This is a genomic window from Streptomyces chrestomyceticus JCM 4735, from assembly GCF_003865135.1.
GTDB classification, from domain to species: Bacteria; Actinomycetota; Actinomycetes; order Streptomycetales; family Streptomycetaceae; genus Streptomyces; species Streptomyces chrestomyceticus.
In genome coordinates this window covers 3,424,732-3,448,587 of sequence record NZ_BHZC01000001.1, presented here as the reverse complement: position 1 = coordinate 3,448,587, position 23,856 = coordinate 3,424,732, and the positions used below count along the sequence as shown (strand labels likewise).

The 23,856-nt window shown below is 68.4% G+C and carries 22 protein-coding genes; 14 read left to right on the top strand and 8 right to left on the bottom strand.

Annotation, left to right across the window (positions count from 1 at the left end; translation table 11 throughout):
• Positions 1 to 235 precede the first annotated feature (235 nt).
• From EJG53_RS14270 to EJG53_RS14250, 5 genes are all read left to right on the top strand, one after another.
• Complete coding sequence (locus EJG53_RS14270; RefSeq protein WP_125045161.1) at positions 236 to 1,861, top strand: peptide ABC transporter substrate-binding protein; 1,626 nt, start codon at positions 236 to 238, stop codon at positions 1,859 to 1,861.
• A gap of 95 nt (positions 1,862 to 1,956) precedes the next feature.
• On the top strand, positions 1,957 to 2,883 hold the full coding sequence (locus EJG53_RS14265) for an ABC transporter permease (RefSeq protein ID WP_031000904.1): 927 nt from the start codon (positions 1,957 to 1,959) through the stop codon (positions 2,881 to 2,883).
• The gene (locus EJG53_RS14260) at positions 2,876 to 3,865 is read left to right on the top strand and encodes an ABC transporter permease (protein ID WP_125045160.1); all 990 of its coding nucleotides are present in this window, start codon (positions 2,876 to 2,878) and stop codon (positions 3,863 to 3,865) included. The genes EJG53_RS14265 and EJG53_RS14260 overlap by 8 nt, the downstream gene beginning before the upstream one ends.
• A gap of 11 nt (positions 3,866 to 3,876) precedes the next feature.
• Positions 3,877 to 4,914, top strand: a complete 1,038-nt coding sequence (locus EJG53_RS14255) for an ABC transporter ATP-binding protein (protein ID WP_174856407.1) — start codon at positions 3,877 to 3,879, stop codon at positions 4,912 to 4,914.
• Entirely contained in the window at positions 4,907 to 5,959 is a 1,053-nt protein-coding gene (locus tag EJG53_RS14250) for an ABC transporter ATP-binding protein (protein ID WP_125045159.1), read from the top strand. The genes EJG53_RS14255 and EJG53_RS14250 overlap by 8 nt, the downstream gene beginning before the upstream one ends.
• Positions 5,960 to 6,076: 117 nt before the next feature.
• Here EJG53_RS14250 and EJG53_RS14245 read toward each other — a convergent pair whose 3' ends face one another.
• Positions 6,077 to 6,478 carry an ATP-binding protein gene (locus EJG53_RS14245; protein ID WP_125045158.1) on the bottom strand — a complete coding sequence of 134 codons (402 nt, stop codon included), beginning with the start codon at positions 6,476 to 6,478 and terminating at the stop codon, positions 6,077 to 6,079.
• Between the two features lie 134 nt (positions 6,479 to 6,612).
• Here EJG53_RS14245 and EJG53_RS14240 point away from each other — a divergent pair, with 134 nt between their 5' ends.
• The 3 genes from EJG53_RS14240 (at position 6,613) to EJG53_RS42435 (ending at position 8,716) form a co-directional block, all read left to right on the top strand.
• A complete protein-coding gene (locus tag EJG53_RS14240; RefSeq protein ID WP_125045157.1) occupies positions 6,613 to 7,476 on the top strand; it encodes a helix-turn-helix domain-containing protein in 864 nt (287 codons plus the stop codon).
• 10 nt (positions 7,477 to 7,486) lie between these two features.
• Positions 7,487 to 7,675 carry a DUF397 domain-containing protein gene (locus tag EJG53_RS43880; protein WP_125045156.1) on the top strand — a complete coding sequence of 63 codons (189 nt, stop codon included), beginning with the start codon at positions 7,487 to 7,489 and terminating at the stop codon, positions 7,673 to 7,675.
• A 402-nt stretch (positions 7,676 to 8,077) separates the two neighbouring features.
• Positions 8,078 to 8,716 carry an excalibur calcium-binding domain-containing protein gene (locus EJG53_RS42435; RefSeq protein WP_125045155.1) on the top strand — a complete coding sequence of 213 codons (639 nt, stop codon included), beginning with the start codon at positions 8,078 to 8,080 and terminating at the stop codon, positions 8,714 to 8,716.
• 4 nt (positions 8,717 to 8,720) lie between these two features.
• Here the strand turns inward: EJG53_RS42435 and EJG53_RS14225 are convergent, their stop codons facing one another.
• Entirely contained in the window at positions 8,721 to 9,176 is a 456-nt protein-coding gene (locus tag EJG53_RS14225; protein WP_125045154.1) for a hypothetical protein, read from the bottom strand.
• Between the two features lie 195 nt (positions 9,177 to 9,371).
• Here EJG53_RS14225 and EJG53_RS14220 point away from each other — a divergent pair, with 195 nt between their 5' ends.
• Genes EJG53_RS14220 through EJG53_RS14200 form a run of 5 tightly spaced genes read left to right on the top strand, consistent with a single transcriptional unit; the run spans position 9,372 to position 15,026 of the window.
• On the top strand, positions 9,372 to 10,994 hold the full coding sequence (locus tag EJG53_RS14220; protein ID WP_125045153.1) for a peptide ABC transporter substrate-binding protein: 1,623 nt from the start codon (positions 9,372 to 9,374) through the stop codon (positions 10,992 to 10,994).
• Positions 10,995 to 11,010: 16 nt separating this feature from the next.
• Complete coding sequence (locus tag EJG53_RS14215; RefSeq protein ID WP_031000922.1) at positions 11,011 to 11,934, top strand: ABC transporter permease; 924 nt, start codon at positions 11,011 to 11,013, stop codon at positions 11,932 to 11,934.
• A complete protein-coding gene (locus EJG53_RS14210) occupies positions 11,927 to 12,931 on the top strand; it encodes an ABC transporter permease (protein WP_125045152.1) in 1,005 nt (334 codons plus the stop codon). The genes EJG53_RS14215 and EJG53_RS14210 overlap by 8 nt, the downstream gene beginning before the upstream one ends.
• A gap of 56 nt (positions 12,932 to 12,987) precedes the next feature.
• Positions 12,988 to 13,977 carry an ABC transporter ATP-binding protein gene (locus tag EJG53_RS14205; RefSeq protein WP_125049361.1) on the top strand — a complete coding sequence of 330 codons (990 nt, stop codon included), beginning with the start codon at positions 12,988 to 12,990 and terminating at the stop codon, positions 13,975 to 13,977.
• Complete coding sequence (locus tag EJG53_RS14200; RefSeq protein ID WP_125045151.1) at positions 13,974 to 15,026, top strand: ABC transporter ATP-binding protein; 1,053 nt, start codon at positions 13,974 to 13,976, stop codon at positions 15,024 to 15,026. Before EJG53_RS14205 ends, EJG53_RS14200 begins: the two co-directional genes overlap by 4 nt.
• 27 nt (positions 15,027 to 15,053) lie before the next feature.
• Here the strand turns inward: EJG53_RS14200 and EJG53_RS14195 are convergent, their stop codons facing one another.
• The 6 genes from EJG53_RS14195 to EJG53_RS14170 form a co-directional block, all read right to left on the bottom strand.
• Positions 15,054 to 16,043, bottom strand: a complete 990-nt coding sequence (locus tag EJG53_RS14195; RefSeq protein WP_125045150.1) for a PI-PLC domain-containing protein — start codon at positions 16,041 to 16,043, stop codon at positions 15,054 to 15,056.
• Positions 16,044 to 16,135: 92 nt separating this feature from the next.
• A complete protein-coding gene (locus tag EJG53_RS14190) occupies positions 16,136 to 17,290 on the bottom strand; it encodes an ABC transporter ATP-binding protein (protein ID WP_125045149.1) in 1,155 nt (384 codons plus the stop codon).
• A gap of 17 nt (positions 17,291 to 17,307) precedes the next feature.
• Positions 17,308 to 18,369, bottom strand: a complete 1,062-nt coding sequence (locus EJG53_RS14185) for an ABC transporter ATP-binding protein (protein WP_125045148.1) — start codon at positions 18,367 to 18,369, stop codon at positions 17,308 to 17,310.
• A gap of 10 nt (positions 18,370 to 18,379) precedes the next feature.
• Positions 18,380 to 19,357 (bottom strand): ABC transporter permease, encoded by a 978-nt coding sequence (locus EJG53_RS14180; protein WP_125045147.1) that lies wholly within the window; start codon positions 19,355 to 19,357, stop codon positions 18,380 to 18,382.
• A gap of 129 nt (positions 19,358 to 19,486) precedes the next feature.
• Complete coding sequence (locus EJG53_RS14175; RefSeq protein ID WP_125045146.1) at positions 19,487 to 21,289, bottom strand: ABC transporter substrate-binding protein; 1,803 nt, start codon at positions 21,287 to 21,289, stop codon at positions 19,487 to 19,489.
• Between the two features lie 89 nt (positions 21,290 to 21,378).
• A complete protein-coding gene (locus EJG53_RS14170; RefSeq protein WP_125045145.1) occupies positions 21,379 to 22,410 on the bottom strand; it encodes an ABC transporter permease in 1,032 nt (343 codons plus the stop codon).
• Positions 22,411 to 22,906: 496 nt separating this feature from the next.
• On the opposite strand from EJG53_RS14170, the gene EJG53_RS14165 reads away from it, so the two are divergent.
• A complete protein-coding gene (locus EJG53_RS14165) occupies positions 22,907 to 23,848 on the top strand; it encodes a hypothetical protein (RefSeq protein WP_125045144.1) in 942 nt (313 codons plus the stop codon).
• The last annotated feature ends 8 nt before the right edge of the window (positions 23,849 to 23,856 follow it).

Sequence of the window (23,856 nt, the reverse complement as noted above, 5' to 3'; positions counted from 1 at the left end):
GTTTGTCCGGATTCCGAACTCCCGGAAAACGGATGTGACCAAACCGAGACCCCTTACACGTGGTTTATGGGGCGAAGGTGACTGAGACTGGGGTGCATTGAGCTCGGGTCAATGGGTCACGCGCTGTGGGGAGCGCCGACTCACGAGCAGCAGGGGCTGGTCGCTGGCTGTCAGGGGTGTCAGTTGCGGGCAGCTCCTTTCCATGAAGTGAATGGACTCATGAGGAGGCAGTCCCATGCGCGGTGCCAAGAGCGCCACCTGGGTCGCAGGTGCGATAGCCGTGGCCCTTACCGCCACGGCGTGCGGCGGCGGCAGTGGTAGTGGCAACAACGCGGCCGTTGACCCCAACGGCACGTACACCTACTACAGCACCGAGCCGCAGCACGAGCTGATCCCGACCAACTCCAACGAGGTCGGCGGCGGCTACATCATCAAGAACCTCTTCCGGGGTCTCGTCGACTTCGACGCCAAGGGTAAGCTGCGTTACCAGAATGCCGAGAGCGTCGAGTCCACGGACAACCAGCACTTCACGGTGAAGCTGAAGAAGGGCTGGAAGTTCCACAACGGCGAGCCGGTGACGGCCTCCTCCTTCGTGGACGCCTGGAACTGGGGCGCCAACGCCAAGAACGCCCAGTTGAACTCCTCCTGGTTCGAGTTCATCAAGGGCTACGAGGACGTGCACCCGAAGGAGGGCGACCCGGAGACCGACAAGATGTCGGGCCTGAAGGTCGTCAACGACAACGAGTTCACCATCGAGCTGTCGAAGCCGGTCTCCACCTTCAAGGAGCGGCTGTTCTACGACGCCTTCTTCCCGCTGCCCAAGGCGTTCTTCAAGGACACCAAGGCGTTCGGTGAGCACCCGATCGGCAACGGTCCGTACCAGCAGGACGGGAACTGGGAGCACAAGGTCCAGTTCAAGACGAAGAAGTTCGCCGGTTACCAGGGCGTGGACAAGCCCAAGAACGGCGGCGTGATCTTCAAGTTCTACAACACGGACGACAGCGCCTACAACGACCTGGTCTCCGACAAGGTCGACATCATGTACAAGGTCCCGAACTCGGCGACCAGCAAGTTCAAGAGCGACCTCGGCGAGCGCGCGGTCAACGAGCCGTACGGCGGCCAGACCACCATCGCCTTCCCCATGTACGACAAGGAGTGGGGCAAGCCCGAGAAGGCCAAGGTCCGCCAGGGCCTGTCCATGGCCATCGACCGCGACACCATCGTCAAGACCGTCCTGAAGGACGCCTACGACGCGGCCGACGGCTGGGTGCCCACCGTCGTCGAGGGTTACAAGAAGGACGCCTGCGGCGAGTTCTGCAAGTTCAACCCGACCAAGGCCAAGCAGCTCATCAAGGAAGGCGGTGGCGTCCCCGGCAACAAGATGACCATCACCTTCAACAACGACGGCGGCCACCGGGACTGGGCCGAGGCGGTCTGCAACGACATCAAGCAGAACACCGGTGTGAACTGCGCCGCCCAGCCGCGCCCGACCTTCCAGCAGGTCCGTAACGAGATCACCGGCAAGAAGATGGACAGCGCCTTCCGTATGGCGTGGGTCCAGGACTTCCCGAACATCTCCAACTTCATCTCCGAGCAGTACCGCACCGGTGCCGGCGCCAACGACATGGGCTTCTCGGACCCGGAGCTCGACAAGCTGATGGACCAGGCCAACAGTGCCAAGACCATCGAGGAGTCGAACAAGCTCTACGGCGAGGCCGAGAAGAAGCTGACGGAGAAGATGCCCTCCATCCCGCTGTTCTTCGACCACACCCTCGGCGGTTACTCGAACAACGTGCAGAACGTGAAGTTCGACACCTACCGCCAGGCGATCTGGACCGACGTCGAGGTCAAGAAGAAGTAACCGGGACGCTGCATGTGACGCAGGCCCAGTAGCCGCCCGCCCCACTCACCCCCGGGGCGTGGCGGCCGCTGGGCCCGTCAGCGACAGGAGGAACCATGGGGCGTTATGTCGCGAGGCGACTGCTCCAGATGATCCCGGTTTTCATCGGGACCACTCTGCTCATTTTCCTGATGGTGTATTCGCTGCCGGGCGACCCCATCAAGGCGCTTTTCGGTGACAAGGCCGCCGACCCGGCCACCGTCGCCAGACTTCGGCACCAGTTCGGGCTGGACCAGCCCCTGCTGACCCAGTACTGGAACTACCTGACCGGCCTGTTCAAGGGCGACTTCGGACAGAGCTTCACCGGCCGCCCGGTCGCCGACCTGATCGGTGAGGCCTTCCCGGTGACCATCCGGCTGGCGCTCTACGCCTTCGCCATCGAGGTCGTCATCGGTGTCGCGCTCGGCATGCTCACCGGCCTCAAGCGCGGCAAGTTCATCGACCAACTGGTCCTGGTGCTCACCCTCGTCGTGATCTCGGTTCCGGTGTTCGTGCTCGGCTTCCTCGCCCAGTTCTTCCTGGGGCTGAAGTGGCAGCTGATCACACCGACGGTGCAGGACTCCATGAATCTGGGGCAACTGACCGTACCGGCGATCGTGCTCGGCGCCCTGTCGCTCGCGTACGTCACCCGGCTCACCCGTACCACCGTCGCGGAGAACCTGCGCGCCGACTACATGCGCACCGCGCTCGCCAAGGGCCTGCCCAAGAGCCGGCGCCTGGGCGTGCACCTGATGCGCAACTCCCTGATCCCCGTGGTCACCTTCCTCGGCACCGACCTCGGCATGCTGATGGGCGGCGCCATCGTCACCGAGGGCATCTTCAACGTCCAGGGCATCGGCAACACGCTGTACCGGGCGATCCAGACCAGTGAAGGCCCCACCGTGGTCGGCATCGTGACGGTGCTCGTCCTCATCTACCTCGTGAGCAGCCTGGTCGTGGACCTGCTGTACGCCGTTCTGGACCCGAGGATCCGCTATGCCTGAGAAGACAACTGTGAACCCCGGCAGCGTCGCGGGCCCGGGCACCACCGGCGACACCGTGGACCTCGCGGCGCCCGGTGTCGGCGCCGCCGCGGCCGACGCGGCCGGCGGCCCCGCCAACAAGCCCCGCAGCCTCGGCCAGGACGCATGGCGCGAGCTGCGCGTACGGCCGATGTTCTGGATCGCCGGTGTGCTGCTCGTCCTGCTGATCGTCATGGCGATCGTGCCGTCGCTCTTCACGGGCGCCGACCCCGACCACGCCGACCTGCGCAACCACTACCTGGGCGAACCCCAGTGGTCGCACCTGTTCCAGGTCGACTGGTTCGGCTACAACAAGCAGGGCCAGAGCGTGTGGGCCCGTACGGTGTACGGCGCCCGCGCCTCGATCATCGTCGGTGTCTGTGTGACCTTCGCGGTCACCGTCTTCGGCGGCCTGCTGGGCATGCTCGCGGGCTACTTCGGCGGCTGGGCCGACGCCCTCCTGTCGCGGATCACCGACGTGTTCTTCGGTATCCCGCTGCTGCTCGGCGCGCTCGTCCTGCTGCAGGCGTTCACCAGCCGTACGGTGTGGACCGTGACCCTGGGTCTGGCCGTCTTCGGCTGGATGCAGCTCGCCCGCGTCATGCGCGGCGCGGTCATCACCCAGAAGCAGTCGGACTTCGTGACGGCCGCCAGGGCGCTCGGCGCGGGCAACACCCGCATCCTGTTCAAGCACATCCTGCCGAACGCCATCGGACCGGTCATCGTCGTCGCCACCATCGCGCTGGCCGGCTACATCTCCGCCGAGGCCACCCTGTCCTACCTGGGCATCGGCCTCCAGCCGCCGGCCATCTCCTGGGGCGTGGACATCTCCGCGGCCAAGGACGTGCTGCGCGACGCCCCGCACGTCCTGCTCATCCCGTCGGCGTTCCTGAGCATCACCGTGCTGGCGTTCATCCTCCTCGGCGACGCGGTGCGCGACGCCCTCGACCCCAAGCTGCGCTGAGGGAGGCGTACGTGACCACGATCTCCAAGACAGCGGACGCCCCCGAGCGGGGGGCGGACGCGAAGGACAGCGGTCCGCTGCTCGACGTCCGTGACCTGCACGTCGAGTTCCACACCCGGGACGGCGTCGTCAAGGCCGTCAACGGCGTCAACTACAACGTCAGCGCCGGCGAGACGCTCGCCGTGCTCGGCGAGTCCGGCTCCGGCAAGTCCGTCACCGCGCAGGCCGTGATGGGCATCCTGGACATGCCGCCGGCGCGGATCCCGCAGGGCGAGATCCTCTTCCGCGGCCAGGACATGCTGAAGATGACGCCCGAGGAGCGCCGCCGGACCCGCGGCGCGAAGATCGCCATGATCTTCCAGGATGCGCTCTCGTCGCTGAACCCGGTGCTCACCGTCGGCTACCAGCTCGGCGAGATGTTCCGGGTCCACCAGGGCATGTCCAAGAAGGACGCCAAGGCCAAGGCCATCGAGCTGATGGACCGGGTGAAGATCCCGGCCGCGGCGGCCCGGGTCTCGGACTACCCGCACCAGTTCTCCGGCGGTATGCGCCAGCGCATCATGATCGCGATGGCGCTGGCCCTGGAGCCGGACCTGATCATCGCGGACGAGCCGACCACGGCCCTCGACGTGACGGTCCAGGCGCAGGTCATGGACCTGCTCGCGGACCTCCAGCGCGAGTACAACATGGGCCTGATCCTGATCACCCACGACCTGGGGGTGGTCGCCGACGTCGCCGACAAGATCGCGGTGATGTACGCGGGCCGGATCGTCGAGCACGCTCCCGTGCACGAGCTGTACAAGAACCCCGCGCACCCGTACACGCGCGGCCTGCTCGACTCCATCCCGCGCCTGGACCAGAAGGGCCAGGAGCTGTACGCGATCAAGGGCCTGCCGCCCAACCTGCTGAACATCCCCACGGGTTGCGCGTTCAACCCGCGCTGCCCCAAGGCGCAGGACATCTGCCGTACCGAGGTGCCGCCGCTGCACAGCGTCAGCGACGGCCGCGGCAGCGCGTGCCACTTCTGGGAGGAGACGATCAATGGCTGAGCCGAAGAAGGACGCGGCGCGCGAGCCCATCCTCGAAGTCCGCAACCTGGTCAAGCACTTCCCGCTCACCCAGGGCATCCTGTTCAAGAAGCAGGTCGGCGCGGTCAAGGCCGTCGACGGCATCTCCTTCGAGCTGTACCAGGGCGAGACCCTCGGCATCGTCGGCGAGTCCGGCTGCGGCAAGTCCACGGTCGCCAAGCTGCTGATGAACCTGGAGCGGGCGACGTCCGGTGAGGTGTTCTACAAGGGTGAGGACATCTCCAAGCTGTCGGGGCGCGCGCTGAAGGCGGTGCGCCGCAACATCCAGATGGTGTTCCAGGACCCGTACACGTCGCTGAACCCGCGGATGACGGTCGGCGACATCATCGGCGAGCCGTACGAGATCCACCCGGAGGCAGCCCCGAAGGGTGACCGCCGCAAGAAGGTCCAGGACCTGCTGGACGTCGTCGGCCTCAACCCGGAGTACATCAACCGCTATCCGCACCAGTTCTCGGGCGGCCAGCGCCAGCGCATCGGCATCGCCCGCGGCCTGGCCCTCAACCCCGAGATCATCATCTGCGACGAGCCCGTCTCGGCGCTGGACGTGTCGGTCCAGGCGCAGGTCATCAACCTGATGGAGAAGCTCCAGGACGAGTTCAACCTCTCCTACCTCTTCATCGCCCACGACCTGTCCATCGTCCGGCACATCTCCGACCGGGTCGGGGTGATGTACCTCGGCAAGATGGCGGAGATCGGCACCGACGAGCAGATCTACGACCACCCGACCCACCCGTACACCCAGGCCCTGCTCTCCGCCGTCCCCGTACCGGACCCGGAGGCGCGGGCCGGCCGGGAGCGGATCATCCTCACCGGCGACGTGCCGTCCCCGGCGAACCCGCCGTCCGGCTGCCGCTTCCGCACCCGCTGCTGGAAGGCGCAGGACAAGTGCGCCGAGGAGGTGCCGCTGCTCGCCGTCCCGGAGCGCTTCGCCACCACCGGCGGCCTGGCGGCGCACGACTCGGCCTGCCACTTCGCGGAGGAGAAGGACGTGGTCGGCGCGGCCTGACCTGGCCCGTACGCGCGTATGCGGGGACGCCCGGAGCATGGTGCTCCGGGCGTCCCCGTACGTGTTTCCGGTCCCAGTCGCTGTCTCTGTCGTTGTCGCCGGTCCGCTCCTGTGGTGCTAGCTGCGGTCCCCTTTCGGCGTCACGGTGAACCACACGGCCTTGCCGTTCGGACAGTCCCGCACGCCCCAACTGTCGGCGCAGGCGGCCACGATCCCGAGCCCGCGCCCGTACTCCTCGTCGGTCCCGGCGCTCTGCCGCGCCGGCACGCCCGGACCGGTGTCCCACACGGCGATCGTGAGATCGAACGGTGAGCGGTCCACGCTCACGTACGCGTCGGTCTTCGCGTACTGGTACGAGTTGGTCACCAGCTCCGAGACCATCAGCTCCGCCGTCTCCGTCAGACAGTTCAGCCCGGCCCCGTCCAGGATGTGCCGCAGCGCGGCTCTGACGACACCGACCGCCCGGGGGTCATGCGGAATGAACAGGCCGTAGGACCAGGTGTCGCTGGGCGTGCTCATGAGGCAGCCTCCAGATGAATGCTTTCCGTGACCGGCGTCATACTCAAGGTAGCGACAGGGGTTGCCTATTCACAACCACATGGGGGGAATGCTGAGTTACGAAATACTGCTCGCGTGCATCGAGGGAGGGACCGATGGGCCTGCGTGCCAATCCCACGTACCGTCAGCGGCGCTTCGGGGCGGAAATCCGGAAGCTGCGCGAGCGCGCGAAGCTGTCGGTGGGGGAGAGCGCTGCCCTGATGGGGATGCACCAATCGCACATCAGTAACGTCGAGAGCGGCCGTACGAGCCTGTCCGCCGAGCGGCTGCGCCGGCTCGCCGACGAGGCGGGGGAGCTCGCCACCGGGTACGTGGAAGCGCTGACCGACCTCGGGCAGCAGTCCGGGAAGGGGTGGTGGAGTCTGTACCGCAACAGCGTCCGGGCCCCGCTGCTGGACTTCGCCGAGCTGGAGGCGGGGGCCGAGTCCATCGCCTGCTACGAACCGCTGTTCGTCCCCGGCCTGCTGCAGACCAGGGCGTACGCCACGGCCGTGCACCGCGGCGGATACGTGGAGGTGCCGCGCAGTGCGGAGTCGGCCGCCGTGGATTTCCGGCTGGAGCGGCAGCGGGTCCTCACGGCGGAGGGAGCGCCGCGGCTGCACGCGGTCGTCCACGAGGCGGCGCTGCGCGTCACGCTCGGTGGCCGCGGGCTCATGCGTGACCAGTTGCGGCGGCTGCTCGACGCGTGCCGCCTGCCGAATGTGACGCTCCAAGTACTGCCGTTCGACGGGCCGGTGCCCTTCGGCACGCCCTTCACCGTGTTGATGCCGCCGGTACGGGAACTGTCGACGGTGGTGGTTCCGCACGTCGGGGATTCCCTGTACCTGGGGGAAGTTGACGCTGTCCACCGGTACACACGTACGTTCGCTAAGCTGACGGAGGCGGCGCTTCCGCCCGAGTCGCGGCAGTCCAAGGACACGGTCAGGCTCATCGAGCGACTCCTGTACCCCCTGCTCTAGGAAGGTGTACATGTCCCGGTCCGAGTGGCGGAAGTCCAGCTTCAGCGAGGGGCACACGGAGGCGTGTGTCGAGGTGGCGGTGGGGAGTGGTGGCTTGTGCCGGCTGCGGGAGAGTGCGGAGCCGGGGGTGGTGGTTGTGGTGTCTGTGGGGGTGTTGGCTGGGCTGGTTCGGGTGCTTAAGGTGGGGGCATTCGGTTGAGCTTTGGGTTTTATGCGCTTCGCGCGGGGGTGCGCTTCGCGCGGGTGGTTTTGGGTTGACGTTCGGCTCGCATTGCTTTCGTTGTGGGGGCGGGGGCGCGCAGGGGGCCAACTCCTCGGCACCGTGCACCGCGACGTACTTTCATTCGGCAACGCAGACACCCGGCTGCCTGCGGGGATGGCCCCCTACACGCCCCCTCCGGTCGGATTGGCGAGCTGAGGTCGGTGGGGGGAATTTCTCGATCACACCGGTGTGCGCGCTCCTGGTGGTGAGGCTCACGGTGAGTATGGCGGTGGGGTGCATGTGCCGGGCGGTGGCGGGGTTGGGGGCTGCGGCGCATTCTGGAGGGGCAGGCACGTTCCACCGGGTGGGGTGAGGTCGATGCGCCGCCATGGCATCGCGATGTCCGCCGCAGTTCTGGCCGCGGCCTCGGCCGCGCTGGCGGGCTGCGGATCGTCCGGTGAGGACCGTCCGGACCGTACGGAAACGACGGTCACCAGCACCCGTACGGTCACCGGCGAGCCTTCCCCCTCCAGCAGCGGGCCGACCGACACCACCGCGCCTCCGGGACCCACCGCCCAGGACGCCGCCTCTGTCGTCCGGGACTATTACGCGGCCGTCAACGCTCGCGACTACCGTCGCGCCTGGGACCTGGGCGGTAAGAACCTGGGCGGTTCGTACTCCTCCTTCGCGGCCGGCTTCGCGGACACCGCCCGGGACACCGTGCGCATCGTGGGCGTGAGTGGCGACGTGGTGACGGTGACCTTGGAAGCCGAGCAGCGGGACGGCGCCGTGCGGACCTTCGCCGGTACGTACACGGTGCGGGGTGGGGTCATCGTCGCCGCGGATATTCAGGCGGTGGCCGGGCCTACGCCGAGTGACGGGGGTGGCAGTCAGGGTGGGTATCCGCCTGGGCCGCCGGCCGGTGTGCCGGACGTCGACTGTTCGGATCTCGACGGCCCCGTGGCTGTCGGTACCGACGATCCCCACCGGCTGGACCGGGACGGTGACGGGGTCGGGTGCGAGCCGTACGAAAGGTGACCCGCTACCTCGCGATCGGCTCGTCGGCCGAGGTGGTGCCGACGTGCGCGCGCCGGCGCCCGAGCTGCCGCGTGAGCCGTCCGCGCAGCCGGGCCGACGCCCCGTGCAGGGTGCCGAGTGCCGCTACTTCCTCCACGGTGAGTTCCGGGCGTTCCGCCAGGGCCAGGATCGCGGCGTACGGTCGCTCGCCGTCCGCCAGTTGCCGTGCGGTGGCCGCGAGGACGGCCCGGAGCACGGTGCGGTCCGCGCGCGGGTGACCGGCCAGCAGGCGCAGGAGCATGTTGTCGTTCCACACGCAGTCGTGGGTCGCGCTCAGCTTCAGCAGCGCGGCGGGCGGGCTGTGCGGGTTGGCGGCGAGGGCGTGCCGGACGAAGGGGTACGGGGTGTCCGCCATCCGGCACAGGGCCGCGCCGTCGCTCTCGGTGCGGGCCAGTTCGAGGTGGTCGGCGGGCGTGGGCATGGGGTGGGTCCTTCGGGTCGGTCGCTGTCGTCATCCTGACAGCCCGGCGCGTGCGTCGGAAGATCGCTCGTACGGGGGGTTCTGGCCCGTGTTGCGCACGTATGGCGTGGTGTGCGGGGTGCGAGGTGTCAGGTTGGGGGTGGTGGGCCGGGCGTCGGTGGGTGTCCGGGGGTGTGGTGTCTAGGAGGCGGCTCGGTGGGTGGTGCCTGGCGTGTGGGGGCGGTGGCCTGTGTGGCCGCTGTGGTTGCCGTGGGCGCCGCCGGGTGTGGTGGGGGCGGGCAGGATCCCACGGTGGTCCGGGCGTCCTGGGGTGACCCGCCTAATCCGGTGGAGCCGGCCAATACCACCGATGTGCAGGGTGGCAAGGTGCTCGATCTCGTTTTTCGGGGGCTCAAGCGGTACAACCCGCGGACCGCGGTGGCGGAGAACATGGTTGCGGAGTCGGTCGAGTCGCCGGATGCGCGGAATTTCACGGTCAAGGTGAAGCCTGGGTGGAATTTTAGTAATGGTGAGAAGATTACTGCTCGGTCTTTTGTGGATGCCTGGAATTATGGGGCGTTGGTCACCAATCGGCAGCAGGGGGCGCCGTTCTTCAGTTATGTGGAGGGGTATGAGGAGGTGCATCCAGAGGGCGCTGGGGAGAAGCCTGCGGCGCGGACGATGCGTGGGCTGCGGGTGCGGGACGAGCTGACTTTTACGGTGCGGCTGAACAAGAAGTTCGGGCTGTGGCCGGATCTGCTCGGGTACAACGCCTTTATGCCGCTGCCTCGGCTGTTCTTCACCGATCATGATGCGTGGCTGGCGAAACCGGTCGGCAACGGGCCGTACGCCGTGCAGTCGTATGCCAAGGGCGGGATCATGCGGCTGCGGAAGTGGGAGAAGTATCCGGGGCCGGACCGGGCGCGGAACGGTGGGGTCGACCTTCAGGTTTATACGGATAATGATACTGCTTATACGGACTTGATGGCGGGGAATCTGGATCTGGTGGATGACGTGCCGGCTCCGCAGTTGAAGCATGTGCGGAAGGATTTGGGTGGAAGGTATATCAATCAGCCTGCCGGGATCATTCAGACGTTGTCGTTTCCGATGTATGACGAGAAGTGGTCGAGGAGGGGGGTGGAGAAGGTTCGGCGGGGGATTTCTATGGCCGTTAATCGGGCGGCTATCACCCGGCAGATTTTTCGCGGGACACGGACGCCGGCGACTGACTGGACCGCCATGGCCTTGGGGGAGCATGGCGGATACCAGGCGGGACTGTGCGGTGACGCGTGTACGTACGATCCGGCGGGGGCCCGGAAGCTGGTGGCCGAGGGGGGCGGGATTCCCGGTGGTGCGATGAAGGTGACGTACAACGCGGATACCGGGTCCCATAAATTGTGGGTGGATGCGCTGTGCAACAGTGTGAACAAGGCGCTGGGCCGGCATGTGTGTGACGGCGCGCCGATGGGGACCTTCGCCGATTACCGCACCAAGGTCACGCAGAAGAAGATGAGTGGCCCTTATCGTGCCGGGTGGCAGATGGATTATCCGCTGATTCAGACCTTTCTGCAGAGTCAGTACTTCACCGGTGCGTCGTCCAACGACTCGGGGTGGAGTAATAAAGAGTTCGACGGGCTGGTCAGTCGGGCCAACGCGGAGAGTGAGCAGCGGCAGGTGAACGATACCTATCACCGGGCCGAGCGGATTCTGGCCCGGGAGATGCCCGCGATTCCGCTCTGGTACCAGAACGGGAGCGGCGGGTATGCGGACCGGATCGAGAACGTGTCCCTGAATCCGTTCAGTGTCCCGGTGTACGACCAGATCACGATCAAGGGCTGAGGGCGGGCGGACGGCCATGGGGCGTTATGTGATCCGGCGGCTGCTGCAGATGGTGCCGGTCTTCGTCGGCGCCACGTTTCTCATTTTTGTGATGGTGTATGCGCTCGGTGACCCGGTCGCGGCCCTTTCCGGCGACCGTGCGCCGGACCCCGCTACGGCCGCGCAGATCCGCCGCGAGCTGCATTTGGACCAGCCGCTGTGGCAGCAGTATTTGCACTACATGGGACAGATTTTCCGCGGCGACTTCGGTACCACTTTCGACGGGCAGCCGGTGCTGGACAAGATGGGCACGGCCTTTCCCGTGACCCTGCGGCTGACCGCCGTCGCGATCGTCGCGGAGATCGTCGTCGGGGTGACGCTCGGTGTGCTCGGCGGGCTGCGGCGGGGGCGGCTGCTGGACTCCGGGGTGCTGGTGCTCACGCTGATCGTGGTGTCCGTACCGACGTTCGTCAGCGGGTACGCCCTCCAGTACCTGCTGGGCGTGAAGTGGGCGTGGGTGAGCCCGGCCGTCGCGCTGGGCGCGCCGCTGGACGAACTGCTGCTGCCGGGCTGTGTGCTGGCGCTGGTGTCCCTGGCGTACGTCACCCGGCTCACCCGGACGTCGATCGCGGAGAACGCCCGCGCCGACTACGTCCGTACGGCCGTCGCCAAGGGGCTGCCCCGCCGCCGGATCGTCGTACGGCACCTGCTGCGCAACTCGCTGATCCCGGTGGTCACCTTCATCGGCGCGGACATCGGCACGCTGATGGGCGGCGCGGTGGTCACCGAGCGGATCTTCAATGTGCACGGTGTCGGCTACGAGCTGTACCAGGGCATCGTCCGCCAGAACTCCCCGACCGTCGTCGGCTTCGTGACCGTCCTGGTCATCGTCTTCCTGCTGGCGAACCTGGTCGTCGACCTCCTGTACGCCGTGCTCGACCCGAGGATCCGCTATGCCTGAACCCGAGCGTCCCGAGCCGTTCCGGTCCGCGGGCGGTGGCACGCCGCTGCCTGCCGTCGAGGCGGAGACCATGGGCGGGCTCGGCGGGACACCGGAGGTGCCGGGCGCCCCGGGAGCTCCGCAGGGAACCGGCGTGCAGCCGGGCAGCGGCCGGGCCCGCAGCCTGTGGTCGGACGCCTGGCGCGACCTGCGCCGCAATCCGGTCTTCATCGTCTCCGGGCTGCTGATTCTGTTCTTTCTGCTGATCGCGGTCTGGCCGTCCCTGCTGACCGGTACCGACCCGTTGGACTGCGACATCACCCTGTCGCAGGAGGGCGCGCGCGGCGGCCATCCGTTCGGGTTCGACACCCAGGGCTGTGACGTCTTCGCGCGGACGGTGTACGGGGCCCGGGCGTCGGTGACGGTCGGCGTGTGCGCGACGGCCGGGGCGGCGCTGCTCGGCGGGGTGCTGGGCGGGCTGGCCGGGTTCTTCGGCGGCTGGTGGGACGCGTTGCTCTCGCGGATCGCGGACATGTTCTTCGCCATTCCGATGCTGCTGGGCGGGCTGGTCTTCCTGTCCGTGGTGCCGTCGGGCTCGGTGTGGCCGGTCGTCGGGTTCATCGTGCTGCTGGGCTGGCCGCAGCTCGCGCGGATCGCCCGCGGTTCCGTACTGACCGTCAAGCAGGCCGACTTCGTGCAGGCCGCGCGGGCACTGGGGGCCGGGAACACCCGGCTGCTGCTGCGGCACCTGGCGCCCAACGCGGTCGCGCCGGTGATCGTCGTGGCGACCATCGCCCTCGGCACGTACATCGCGCTGGAGGCGACACTGTCCTACCTGGGCGTCGGCCTGAAGCCGCCGACCGTCTCCTGGGGCATCGACATCTCCGAGGCGTCCAAGCAGATCCGCAACGCGCCGCACATGCTGCTGTGGCCGGCCGGCGCGCTCAGCCTGACCGTACTGGCGTTCATCATGCTCGGCGACGCGGTGCGCGACGCCCTCGACCCCAAGTTGCGCTGAGGAGACGGTGGATGACGGATGAGGGGTTGCGGCAGGAGGTCAGGGATGGCGGCGGTGTGCTGCTGGATGTGCGCGATCTGAAGGTGGAGTTCCGTACGCGGGACGGGGTGGCGCACGCGGTCAACGGGGTCAGCTACCGGGTGAGCGCGGGCGAGACGCTGGCCGTGCTGGGGGAGTCGGGGTCGGGCAAGTCGGTGACCGCGCAGGCCGTCATGGGCATCCTGGACACGCCGCCGGGGCACGTCACGGGCGGGGAGATCTTCTTCCACGGGCGGGACCTGCTGCGGATGGGGGATGAGGAGCGGCGCGGGATTCGGGGCACCAAGCTGGCGATGATCTTTCAGGACGCGTTGTCGGCGCTCAACCCCGTACTGAGCGTGGGGGCGCAGCTCGGGGAGATGTTCGAGGTGCACCGGGGGGTGTCCCGCAAGGAGGCGCGTACCCGCGCGGCCGAGCTGATGGACCGGGTGCGCATCCCGGCCGCCAGGAGCCGGGTGGGCGACTATCCGCACCAGTTCAGCGGCGGGATGCGCCAGCGCATCATGATCGCGATGGCGCTGGCCCTCGGCCCCGACCTGATCATCGCGGACGAGCCGACGACGGCGCTCGATGTGACGGTCCAGGCGCAGGTCATGGACCTGCTGGCGGAGCTTCAGCGGGAGTACGCCATGGGGCTGGTGCTGATCACCCACGACCTGGGCGTGGTCGCCGACGTCGCCGACCGGATCGCCGTGATGTACGCGGGCCGGATCGTGGAGACCGCCCCCGTCCACGACCTCTACCGGGCGCCCGCCCACCCGTACACCCGCGGCCTGCTCGACTCCATCCCGCGCCTGGACCGCAAGGGCCGCGAGCTCTACGCGATCAAGGGCCTGCCGCCCAGTCTGACCGCGGTCCCGCCGGGCTGCCCCTTCCACCCGCGCTGCCCCAAGGCGCGGGACGTCTGCCGTACGGACCGGCCGCCGCTCTACGACGTGGCACCGGGCCGGGCCAGTGCCTGCCACTTCTGGGAGGAGACCGTCAGTGAGGGAGGAGACCGCCGGTGAACGCTGAGGCGGCCGGGCGCGCGGGGGAGACCGTCCTCGACGTACGGGACCTGGCCAAGCACTACCCGCTGACGCGCGGTGTCGTGCTGCGCAAGCAGATCGGTTCCGTCAAGGCCGTGGACACCGTCTCCTTCGCCCTGCGCAAGGGCGAGACGCTGGGGATCGTGGGGGAGTCCGGCTGTGGAAAGTCGACGGTCGCCAAGCTGCTGGTCGGACTGGAGAAGCCGACCGGCGGGCAGATCCTGTACCGGGGCGAGGACATCACCAGGCTGTCGGGGCGCGCGCTGAAGGCGGTGCGCCGCAACATCCAGATGGTGTTCCAGGACCCGTACACCTCGCTGAACCCGCGCATGACGGTCGGCGACATCATCGGCGAGCCGTATGACATCCATCCGGAGGTGGCTCCTAAGGGGGACCGGCGGAGGAAGGTCCAGGAGCTGCTGGACGTGGTCGGGCTCAATCCGGAGTACATCAACCGCTATCCGCACCAGTTCTCCGGCGGGCAGCGCCAGCGCATCGGGATCGCGCGCGGGCTGGCGCTGCGCCCCGAGGTGATCGTGGCGGACGAGCCGGTCTCGGCGCTGGACGTCTCCGTCCAGGCGCAGGTCGTCAACCTGCTGGAACGGCTCCAGGACGAGTTCGACCTGTCGTACGTCTTCATCGCCCACGATCTGTCGGTCGTCCGGCACATCTCCGACCGGGTCGCGGTGATGTACCTGGGCCGCTTCGCCGAGGTCGGCACGGAGGACGAGATCTACGGCCATCCGACGCACCCGTACACCCAGGCCCTGCTCTCCGCCGTCCCCGTCCCCGATCCGGAGGCGCGCGCCCGGCGCGACCGCATCCTGCTGAGCGGCGACGTTCCCTCGCCGGCCGACCCGCCGTCCGGGTGCCGCTTCCGTACCCGCTGCTGGAAGGCGCGGGAGCGCTGCGCGCTGGAGGTGCCGCCGCTGGACGTGCCGGAGGGCTTCGAGGGGGTGACGGGCCCGGCCCGGCACGCCTCGGCGTGTCACTTCGCGGAGGAGCGGCAGGTCGTGCCGGGCGGGTGACGGGGCGCGGTGTGCGCGGTCCCGGTTTCAGCTCCCGAACGGGACGTCGCTGTTGGTGGCCATGCGCCGCTCCGCCGGGTGGTCGGCGACGTAATCCGTGATGGAGGCCAGCGCCCTCTTCACCGAGGATTCGTCGGTGCCGCAGCCGCCGCGCCACTTGGACGTGCCGTCCGGGTAGCAGGCGGCCCTCAGCCCGTAGATGAGGCTGTCGGCGTCGGCCCCGCCGGACGCGTACGGTGCCAGCAGCTTGGCGGCGTTCTTCTCGTCACCCGTGCCGACGGTCCAGCCGGCGGTCGAGGCCAGTTCCTTGCGGTCCCGGGCCTCGGCGCCGGCCCGGAGTTCGGAAGTGATCTTGCGGCCGTTGAGCGTGATGCTGAAGAGGCCCTTGTCCATCACGCGCTGGTTCGGGGGGATGCGCGCGCCGTGGGCCGCGAAGGTCTTCGCCACGTCGTCGGCGTCGCCGCTGACGTCGACCCCTTCGAGCGGGCGCAGGCCGGCCGTGACGTCCTTCCAGCCGGTGCCGCCCTCGGTGCCGTAGAACCCGTAGAGCACACGTACGCCCTGCTTCTCCACGGTACGGCGGGCCAGATCGCGAAGGGCCGCCACCGAGCAGTGCCGCCACTTCGCGTCGTCGCTGCGGCAGTGGTCCGGGTTCTTGATGTCCAGCCACACGAAGTTGACGGTCTTGCCCTCGCCGCGCCGCTGCGCGATGCGCCGGAGCATGGCTTCCATCGGGTCACCGGCGCTGGTGGGGGTGCCGTCGTGGTCCGCCCACCAGCCCTTCTTCCAGGCGGTGGCGTCGATCTCGACGGCGTTGGCGCCGTGCCGCAGCGCCGTGTCCACGCCGTCGGCGGTCAGTACCCGGTGGGCGACGGCGTAGGTGGGGCGCGGTGCGGGTTGAGGGGAGCCGGTGGCGGCAGCGGCGGCCGGGGTGCTCGTACAGAGGAGTGTCAGGACTCCGGTGGTGGCCAGGAGGGGGACACGGGTGCGTATCCGGGCTGGGGAGCGGTGAGCCATATGTGTCATCTGTCCTTGTGTGGGTCCAGTGCCTCCTCGGCACCTGCCCCGGACGGCTGATCCGACACCGGGGGACGCGGGGCCCCGGCCGCTCAGGGCCCCTCGTCGGCCGCCTCCGGCCCGGGTACCGCGTCCTCGATCGCCGCCAGTGCCGGGTCCAGCACGATGTCCGCGTCCCGCGCCGCCGTGGTGGGCTCCTCCGGGAAGTGGCAGGCCGTCAGGTGGCCGTCGATGTTGCCGGTGATCTGGACCAGCGGCGGTTCCTCGGTGGCGCACCTGTCGCGCGCCTTCCAGCAGCGGGTACGGAACCGGCAGCCGGACGGCGGGTCGATCGGCGAGGGGACGTCACCGGCCAGCCGGATGCGTTCACGGTCCGCCGTCTCCTCCTGCGCGTCCAGCAGCCGGGCCTCGGGGACGGCGGAGAGCAGCGCATGGGTGTACGGGTGGCGCGGCCGCCGGTAGATCGAGTCCCGGTCGCCCACCTCGACGATCTTGCCGAGGTACATCACCGCGACCCGCTGGCTGAAGTGCCGGACGATCGCCAGGTCGTGCGCGATGAACAGGAACGCGATGTTCAGTTCCCGCTGCAACTCCTGGAGCAGGTTGACCACCTGGGCCTGGATGGAGACGTCCAGCGCGGAGACCGGCTCGTCCGCGACGATCAGCTTCGGCTCCAGGGCGAGCGCGCGGGCGACGCCGATGCGCTGGCGCTGGCCGCCGGAGAACTCGTGCGGGAAGCGGTTGTAGTGCTCCGGGTTGAGGCCGACGATCTCCAGGAGTTCGCGTACCCGCCGCTCCCGGCCGCCCTCCGGGGCGATGCCGTTGATCTCCATCGGGCCGCCGATGATGGTGCCGACCGTCTGCCGGGGGTTCAGCGACGAGTACGGGTCCTGGAAGATCATCTGGATCTCGGAGCGGACCGGCGCCAGCTCCTTGCGCCCGGCGTGGGTGATGTCCCGGTCCCGGTACGTGATCGAGCCCGCGGTCGGCTCCAGCAGCCGGGTCAGCAGCCGCCCGGTGGTGGACTTCCCGCAGCCCGACTCGCCGACCAGGCCGAACGTCTCGCCGCTGTGCACGGTCAGGTCGATGCCGTCGACCGCCTGCACCGCGCCGACCCGCCGCTTGAACGGGAACCCGGCCATGATCGGGAAGTGCTTGGTCAGCCCCCGGGCGGTCAGCAGCACCTCGCCGGACCCGGCGGCGGCCGGACGGGGAGCGGGCACGAGGACGTCTTCGGGTGCGCTCATGGTCGTCGCTCCGCTTCCTAGCCCAGCCGGGGCTTGATCTGCTCGGTGAACAGGGCGTGTTTCTGGTCGGGGCCCAGGTGGCAGGCCGCCGCCCGGCCGGGGGCCAGCGGCGGGCGTTCGTCCTGGCAGCGGGTGCCGCCGACCTCGGAGACGAAGCCGCAGCGCGGGTGGAAGGGGCAGCCCGGCGGCGGGGCGAGCAGGCTCGGCGGGGTGCCGGGGATCGGTGTCAGCGGCTCCTCCACACTCGCCGACAGCCGCGGCATCGAGCCCAGCAGGCCCCAGGTGTACGGGTGCTGCGGCGCGGTGAGGATCTCCTTGACGGTGCCGCGCTCGACGGCCCGCCCGGCGTACATCACCAGCAGTTCGTCGGCGGTGTTGGCGACCACGCCCAGGTCGTGGGTGATCAGGATGATCGCCGAGCCGAACTCCTGCTGGAGGTCCTTGAGCAGGTCCAGGATCTGCGCCTGCACGGTCACGTCCAGCGCGGTGGTCGGCTCGTCGGCGATCAGCAGCGACGGGTTGCACACCAGCGCCATGGCGATCATGGCGCGCTGCCGCATCCCGCCGGAGAACTGGTGCGGGTAGTCGTCCACCCGCAGCGTCGGCTGCGGGATGCCCACCTTCTCCAGCATCTCGATCGCGCGCTGCCGGCCCTCGCGCTTGCTCGCGCCGGTGTGCTTGACGAACGGCTCGGCGATCTGGCGGCCCACCGAGTAGTACGGCGACAGCGACGTCAGCGGGTCCTGGAAGATCATCGCCATCTTGTTGCCGCGCAGCTTCTCCAGGTCCTTCTCCCGGGCGCCGGTCAGCTCGTCGCCGTCCAGCAGGATCTCGCCGGTGATCGTCGTGTAGTTGGGGCTGTGCAGGCCCAGGATGGCGAGGTTGGTGACCGACTTGCCGGAGCCGGACTCGCCGACGATGCCGAGGGTACGGCCGCGCTCCAGGTCGAAGGAGAGGTCGTCGACCGCCTTGACGACGCCGTCCTCGGTGGCGAACCGCACGTACAGGTCGCGTACCGACAGGAACGGGTCCGCGGCGGCCGGGGCCGGTGCGCCCGCGGGCTGGGTGAGTGTGGACACGGGGCCTCTCCTAGGACAGCCGCACGCGCGGGTCGATGAACGCGTAGCAGGCGTCCACCACGATGTTGAACAGGATGATGAAGGTCGCGGCGAACAGCATCACGCCCATGGTCATGGGCAGGTCGGTGTTCTGCACCGACTTCACGGCGAGGGTGCCCAGGCCGGGCAGCGCGAAGGTGTATTCGGTGATCATCGCGCCGCCGAACAGCGACCCCAGATCGATACCGAAAATGGTCACGATGGGAATGAGCGAGCCGCGCCAGGCATAGCGGAAGAAGACCGTACGGGACGCCATTCCCTTCGCCTTGGCGGTCCGTACGTGGTCCTCCTGCAACTGTTCGATCATCGACGAGCGGGCCATTCGTGTGTACTGCGCGGTGAAGATGATGGACAGTACGCACCACGGAATGATCAGCCCCAGGAACCAGCCCACCGGGTCCTCCGTGATCGGCACGTATTTCGGCTGACCGAACCAGCCGAGGTTGTAGACCAGCAGTGCGAGCACGATCGGCCCGATGAAATAGATCTGCATCGAGGAGAGCACCAGCGAGGACGAGCTGAAGATCTTGTCGATGAGCTTGCCCTGTTTCCAGGCGGCGATCATTCCGGTGCCGACACCGACGCCCAGGAACACCGCGGCGGCGCCGATGGTCAGCGAGACGGTGGTGGGGAAACGGTCCACGATCGTGTCCCAGACGGGGTCGCCGTTGGCGAAGGAATAGCCGAAGCAGGGCGCCGGGCAGTGCCCGACGGCGAAATCCCGTCCGGTGACGATGCCGGACATGAACAGCCAGTACTGGACCGGTACGGGTTTGTCGAGCCCGAGATTCTTGTGGATCATTGCGATGGCGTCAGGCGTGCAGTTCTTTCCGCAGGCCAGCAGCGCGGGATCCCGGGGGGCGGCGAAGAAGAGGAAGAACGTGAACGCGCTGATGATCAGCAGGATCACGATCGCGCCGAGGGACCGGCGGAAGAGAAAACGCAGCATGGCGGTCGCAGCTCTCTTGGGCAGCCAGAGGGTCGGGAGTGCGCCGGGCCGGTGCGCCCGCCCGGGACGGCGGGCACACCGGGCGCGGGCGGCGCACGGCGCTCGGACGGCGCCGGGGCGCCGGCTCCGTTACTTCTTCACGTAGAGCTTGGTCGGGTCGACGGAGCTGATGATGTCGTTGTTGACGACACCGCCGACGTTCGAACCGTGCAACTGGACCTGCTTGTAGTAGAAGGTGGGAAGCTGCGGCAGGTCCTCCTTGAGGATCTTCTCGCCGAGGGCGAACCAGTCGTGTGCCGCCTGCTTCTGGTCGGTGAGCTGGGAGATCCGGTCGATCTCCTTGTTGACCGCGGGGTTGTTGTAGTGCGAGTAGTTCGGCGCGTTGTCCTGGATCTGCCGGCCGTCGTAGACCGGCGGGATCACGGTCAGCGAGCTGGGCCAGTCGGCGCCCCACGCGGAGGGGTAGATGTCGAACTGGTTGTTGACCTTGCCGATGATGTCGTAGTACGTGTCCGACGGCAGGTCCTTGTTCTGCACGTCGAAGCCGGCCTTGCGCAGGTTGTCGGCGACCGCGACGGAGTACTTCTGCGGCTCGGGCGCGTTGGTGTACGCGAAGGTCAGCTTCATGCCGACCTTGCCGGCCTCCTTGAGCAGTTGCTTGGCCTTCTCCACGTCGCCCATCGGCTTCTTCAGCTTGCCGTACGGGTCGATGTCCTTGTGGCCGGTGAGCGTCGGGCTGATGTAGCTGCCCGCCAGCTCGCCGCCGCCCGGCGTGCCGTACGCGTCCAGGATGGCCTGGATGGGGATGGCGTAGGCGATGGCCTCGCGGACCTTCTTGTCCTTCAGGCGGCTCATGTTGAAGTTGATGGCGCCGACGTAGGGCTGGTAGCCGGAGGTGGAGCGCTTCTTGACGTCCGGGTCGTTGGCGACCTGCTGGAGGCTGGCGGCGTCGACCTGGTTGTTGAAGCTGATGGCCGCCTTGTTGTCGGCGCTGTCGGACATCAGCCGCTGCGTCGAGTCGGGGAAGGAGACGCCGAACTGGATGTCGAACTTGTCGACGTACTGGTGGCGGGTGATGTCCGTCTTCGGGTCCCAGTTGGCGTTCTTGACCAGGGACATGCCCTTGCCGGACTTGAACGACCCCGGCGCGATCTTGTACGGCCCGGAGGCGACCGGGTTCTTGTCGTACCGCTCCTTGGTGTCGCCCTTCTCCGGCACGACGCCGTAGCCGGCCATGGCCAGCGCGTACGGGAGGTCACCGACCGGCTTCTTGAAGTGGAAGCGGACGGTGCTCTCGTCCGGGGTCTCCAGGACGCTGTCGGGCAGGTGCTTGCCGCCGTACGGGCCGCCAGGCAGCAGCTTGCGGTACTCGTTGCCCTCCGCGTCGGCCAGCCAGCGCTGCACGTACGTGGGGCCGTTGGAGATGAAGTTGGCGAACTGCCGCTCGAAGGTGTGCCGGATGTCCTTGGACGTGATCGGCTGGCCGTTCTCGAACTTCAGGCCCTTCTTCAGGGTGTACGTCCAGGTCCGGCCGCCGTCGGTGGACTTGCCGCTGTCCGTCGCCAGGTCGCCGACGACCGTGTACTTCCCGTCGTTCTCCAGGTGGTAGGAGGTCAGCCGGCGGAAGAGCAGCGTCGAGAGGGTGCCCTCGTCGCTGACGTAGATCTGGGCCGGGTCCAGGTGGTCGTAGGTGTCGCGCTGGTAGACCTTGATCGTCCCGCCGGCGGTCGCGCCGGGCACCGCCTCGGCCGGTCCGGTGGACGCCTTGGCGTCGCCGAAGGCGATCTGGGCGCGCTGGCTCTCGGCCTCCTTGCGGCCCTGGTCGTCCTTCGCCCCCTCGCCGGCCCCGCTGCTGCAGGCGGTCAGGACCAGTGCCCCCGCGGACAGCGCCACGACGGTGGCGCGCGCTCTGTGCGTACGGAGTATCTTCATGGTGGTGGATGCACCTGCCTGTCGTAGTTCCGTGGCCGCTGCCTGACGTGTGCGGTGCTGGGGTGGCAGCACCCCCCGTGGAACACGGTTCACCGGGCGCGTTTCGGGTCGAAGGCGTCCCGGACGGAATCCCCGAGGAGGTTGAAGGCGACGATGAAGAGCACCATCGCGATGCCGGGGAAGAACAAGTACGTGATGTCGTTGCGGTAGTAATCGGCCGCGTTGGCGAACATCCGGCCCCAGTCGGGAGTGGGTTCGACGAGGCCGACGCCGAGGAAGGACAGGCCCGCGATCGACGTGACGAAGTTGGGCAGCATGTAGGTCGTCTGCACCAGGATCGGCGTCATGACGTTCGGCAGCAGCTCCCGCCGGATGATGCGGGCCGGGGAGGCGCCGCTGACCTTGGCGGCGTCGATGAACTCGCGCTCACGCAGCGACAGGGTGGTGCCGCGCAGCAGCCGGGCCAGGCTCATCCAGCCCAGGAACCACAGCACCAGGATCAGAATGAGACAGCGCATCCAGGTCGCCATCGCGTCCTCGGGGGCCACGAAGATCGCGCCGACCACGGGGACGAACGCGACGAAGAAGAGCTGGTTGGGAAAGGCCATCAGCAGGTCGATGAGGCGGCCGATGAAGTAGTCGATCCGGCCGCCGAAGTATCCGGCGGCGACACCCATGACGATTGCCGTGAGCACCGAAACGAGAGTGATGGCGACGGAGAGGTAAAGGGTGGTCCGGATGCCGTAGACGAGTTGCATGAACACGTCACGCCCGAGGGTGGGTTCGATTCCGAACCAGAATTCAGAGGAGATGCCTCCGTTCGGCTGCGCCGGATATCCGTTCACCAGCAGCCCCGGAGTGATCTGTCCGTACCGGGTGTACGGATCCTTCCCGTACAGCTTGGAGATCAGCGGGGCGAGCAGACCGATCAAGAAGAACGCGATGACCACGCAGCCGCTGATCACTCCGGTCCGGTCGCGCTTGAACCTGATCCACATCAATTGGCCGGGGGAACGGCCGACCAGTTCCCCGCCCTTGCGGTCCTTGACTTTCCGCAGCCCTTCGGGTCCGAGTCCGGAGGGATCGGTCTGCGTTACCGCGGTCTGGGACGGACTGGTCATCGCGAAGTTCCCCCGCACCGAGTTCACTTGCAACAGGAAGCGGAGCTGATTCGCACCGCTGGTTGAGCGGACTTTGGCAAGTGATTTATGGCCCAGTCAAGAGGACGGTGAACGCTCGGTGGGGCGGTGTCCTCTTCTTGAGCGAAGATTGCGCAGATTGACGCCATGGCGTGCTTGACAGCGGTACGCGGCGTACGGCATGGGCGACATATCCTGCTCAACGTCCGTAACAGCGCGGCAACTTGACTGTCGTCACGCCGATATACGGACGCGCCATACTCGACAGCGTACGGCCGTGCGGGTGCCGTGAACCGGCCGGGGTGGCCCTGCGATCACCCCGGCCGGCGGCGGCCCGGCCGCCAACCGCCGTCTGCTGCCTCGCGGTTGTCGCGGTGCGGTGGGCGGAGTAGACCTGTCCGTGCGGGGGCAGGGGGTGGGCCACGACATGGGGCGGAGAAGGGCTCGCGCGCGCGGTGCCGGAGGGTTCGGTGCGCTGTTGTGCCTGCTGCTCGCGCTGTCGAGCGCCGGATGGATCACTCGCGACCTCATCGTGGCGCAACACCCGCTCGACGTCTGGTGGTTGTGGGCGGGTGTGCCGTCGCGGCCGGAGAGTGCGGCGGTCTGGGCGACCACGTTGCTGGAACCGGTGCTGGGGATCGGCTGCCTCGTCGCGGCGGTGGCGGTGCTGCGCCGCTCGCCGTCCGCTCCGTGCGCGCTGGGCGCGGTGGCCGGGGTGACGCTGCTGTTCCGGGCGCCGCCGCTGTGGAACCTCGGCGCGGACGGGCTTCCCGGGGCGGGGGCCGGGGCCAGGGGGTGGGCGCTGATCACGGCTGGTGTTGCCCTTGTGGTGAGCGTGCTGCTGCTGATTGCCGCCTCGGCCGGGCGCAGTGGTGCGGGCCGCCGGGAGGATCGCCTGCGCCGCGCGCCCGCAGCGGTGGCCGCGCTGCTGCTGGCCGGCTCCGCCCTGACACTCGCGGCCTGGCAGGTCTATTCCATAAGGGAGTTGGGGTGGAGTACGTACTGGGGCAGCGTCGTCGGCGACGGTGACGCGCATCGGGCGCTCTTGCAGCCACCGGGTAACTGGACCCTGCTGTCCCTGGCGCTGCTGTCCCTGGTGTCCGCCGTCGGGGCGGCCCGGGGCGCACCGTCCGTGCGGCCGCTGGGCCTGCTGACCGCGGCGCTGCTGCTGGCGCACGGTGCCGCGGCGCTCGCCGCCGAGCAGCGCGCGGGGCTGATCAGCCACTTCCGCGCGCTGGCTCCGCGTACTCAACTCGACGTCGCTACGGCTGCGTTCGCCGCCCTGACCGGTCTCGTGGCGCTGCTGGCGCTGGCCCGCCCGGTGGCCGGGGCGGCAGCACCGCGCGGGCCGGTGGGCGGGCAGCTACCACCGGGGTACGCGCCGCCGCCCCCGCCCGCGGACCTGCCGCCGAACTGGTGAAGGCGAGC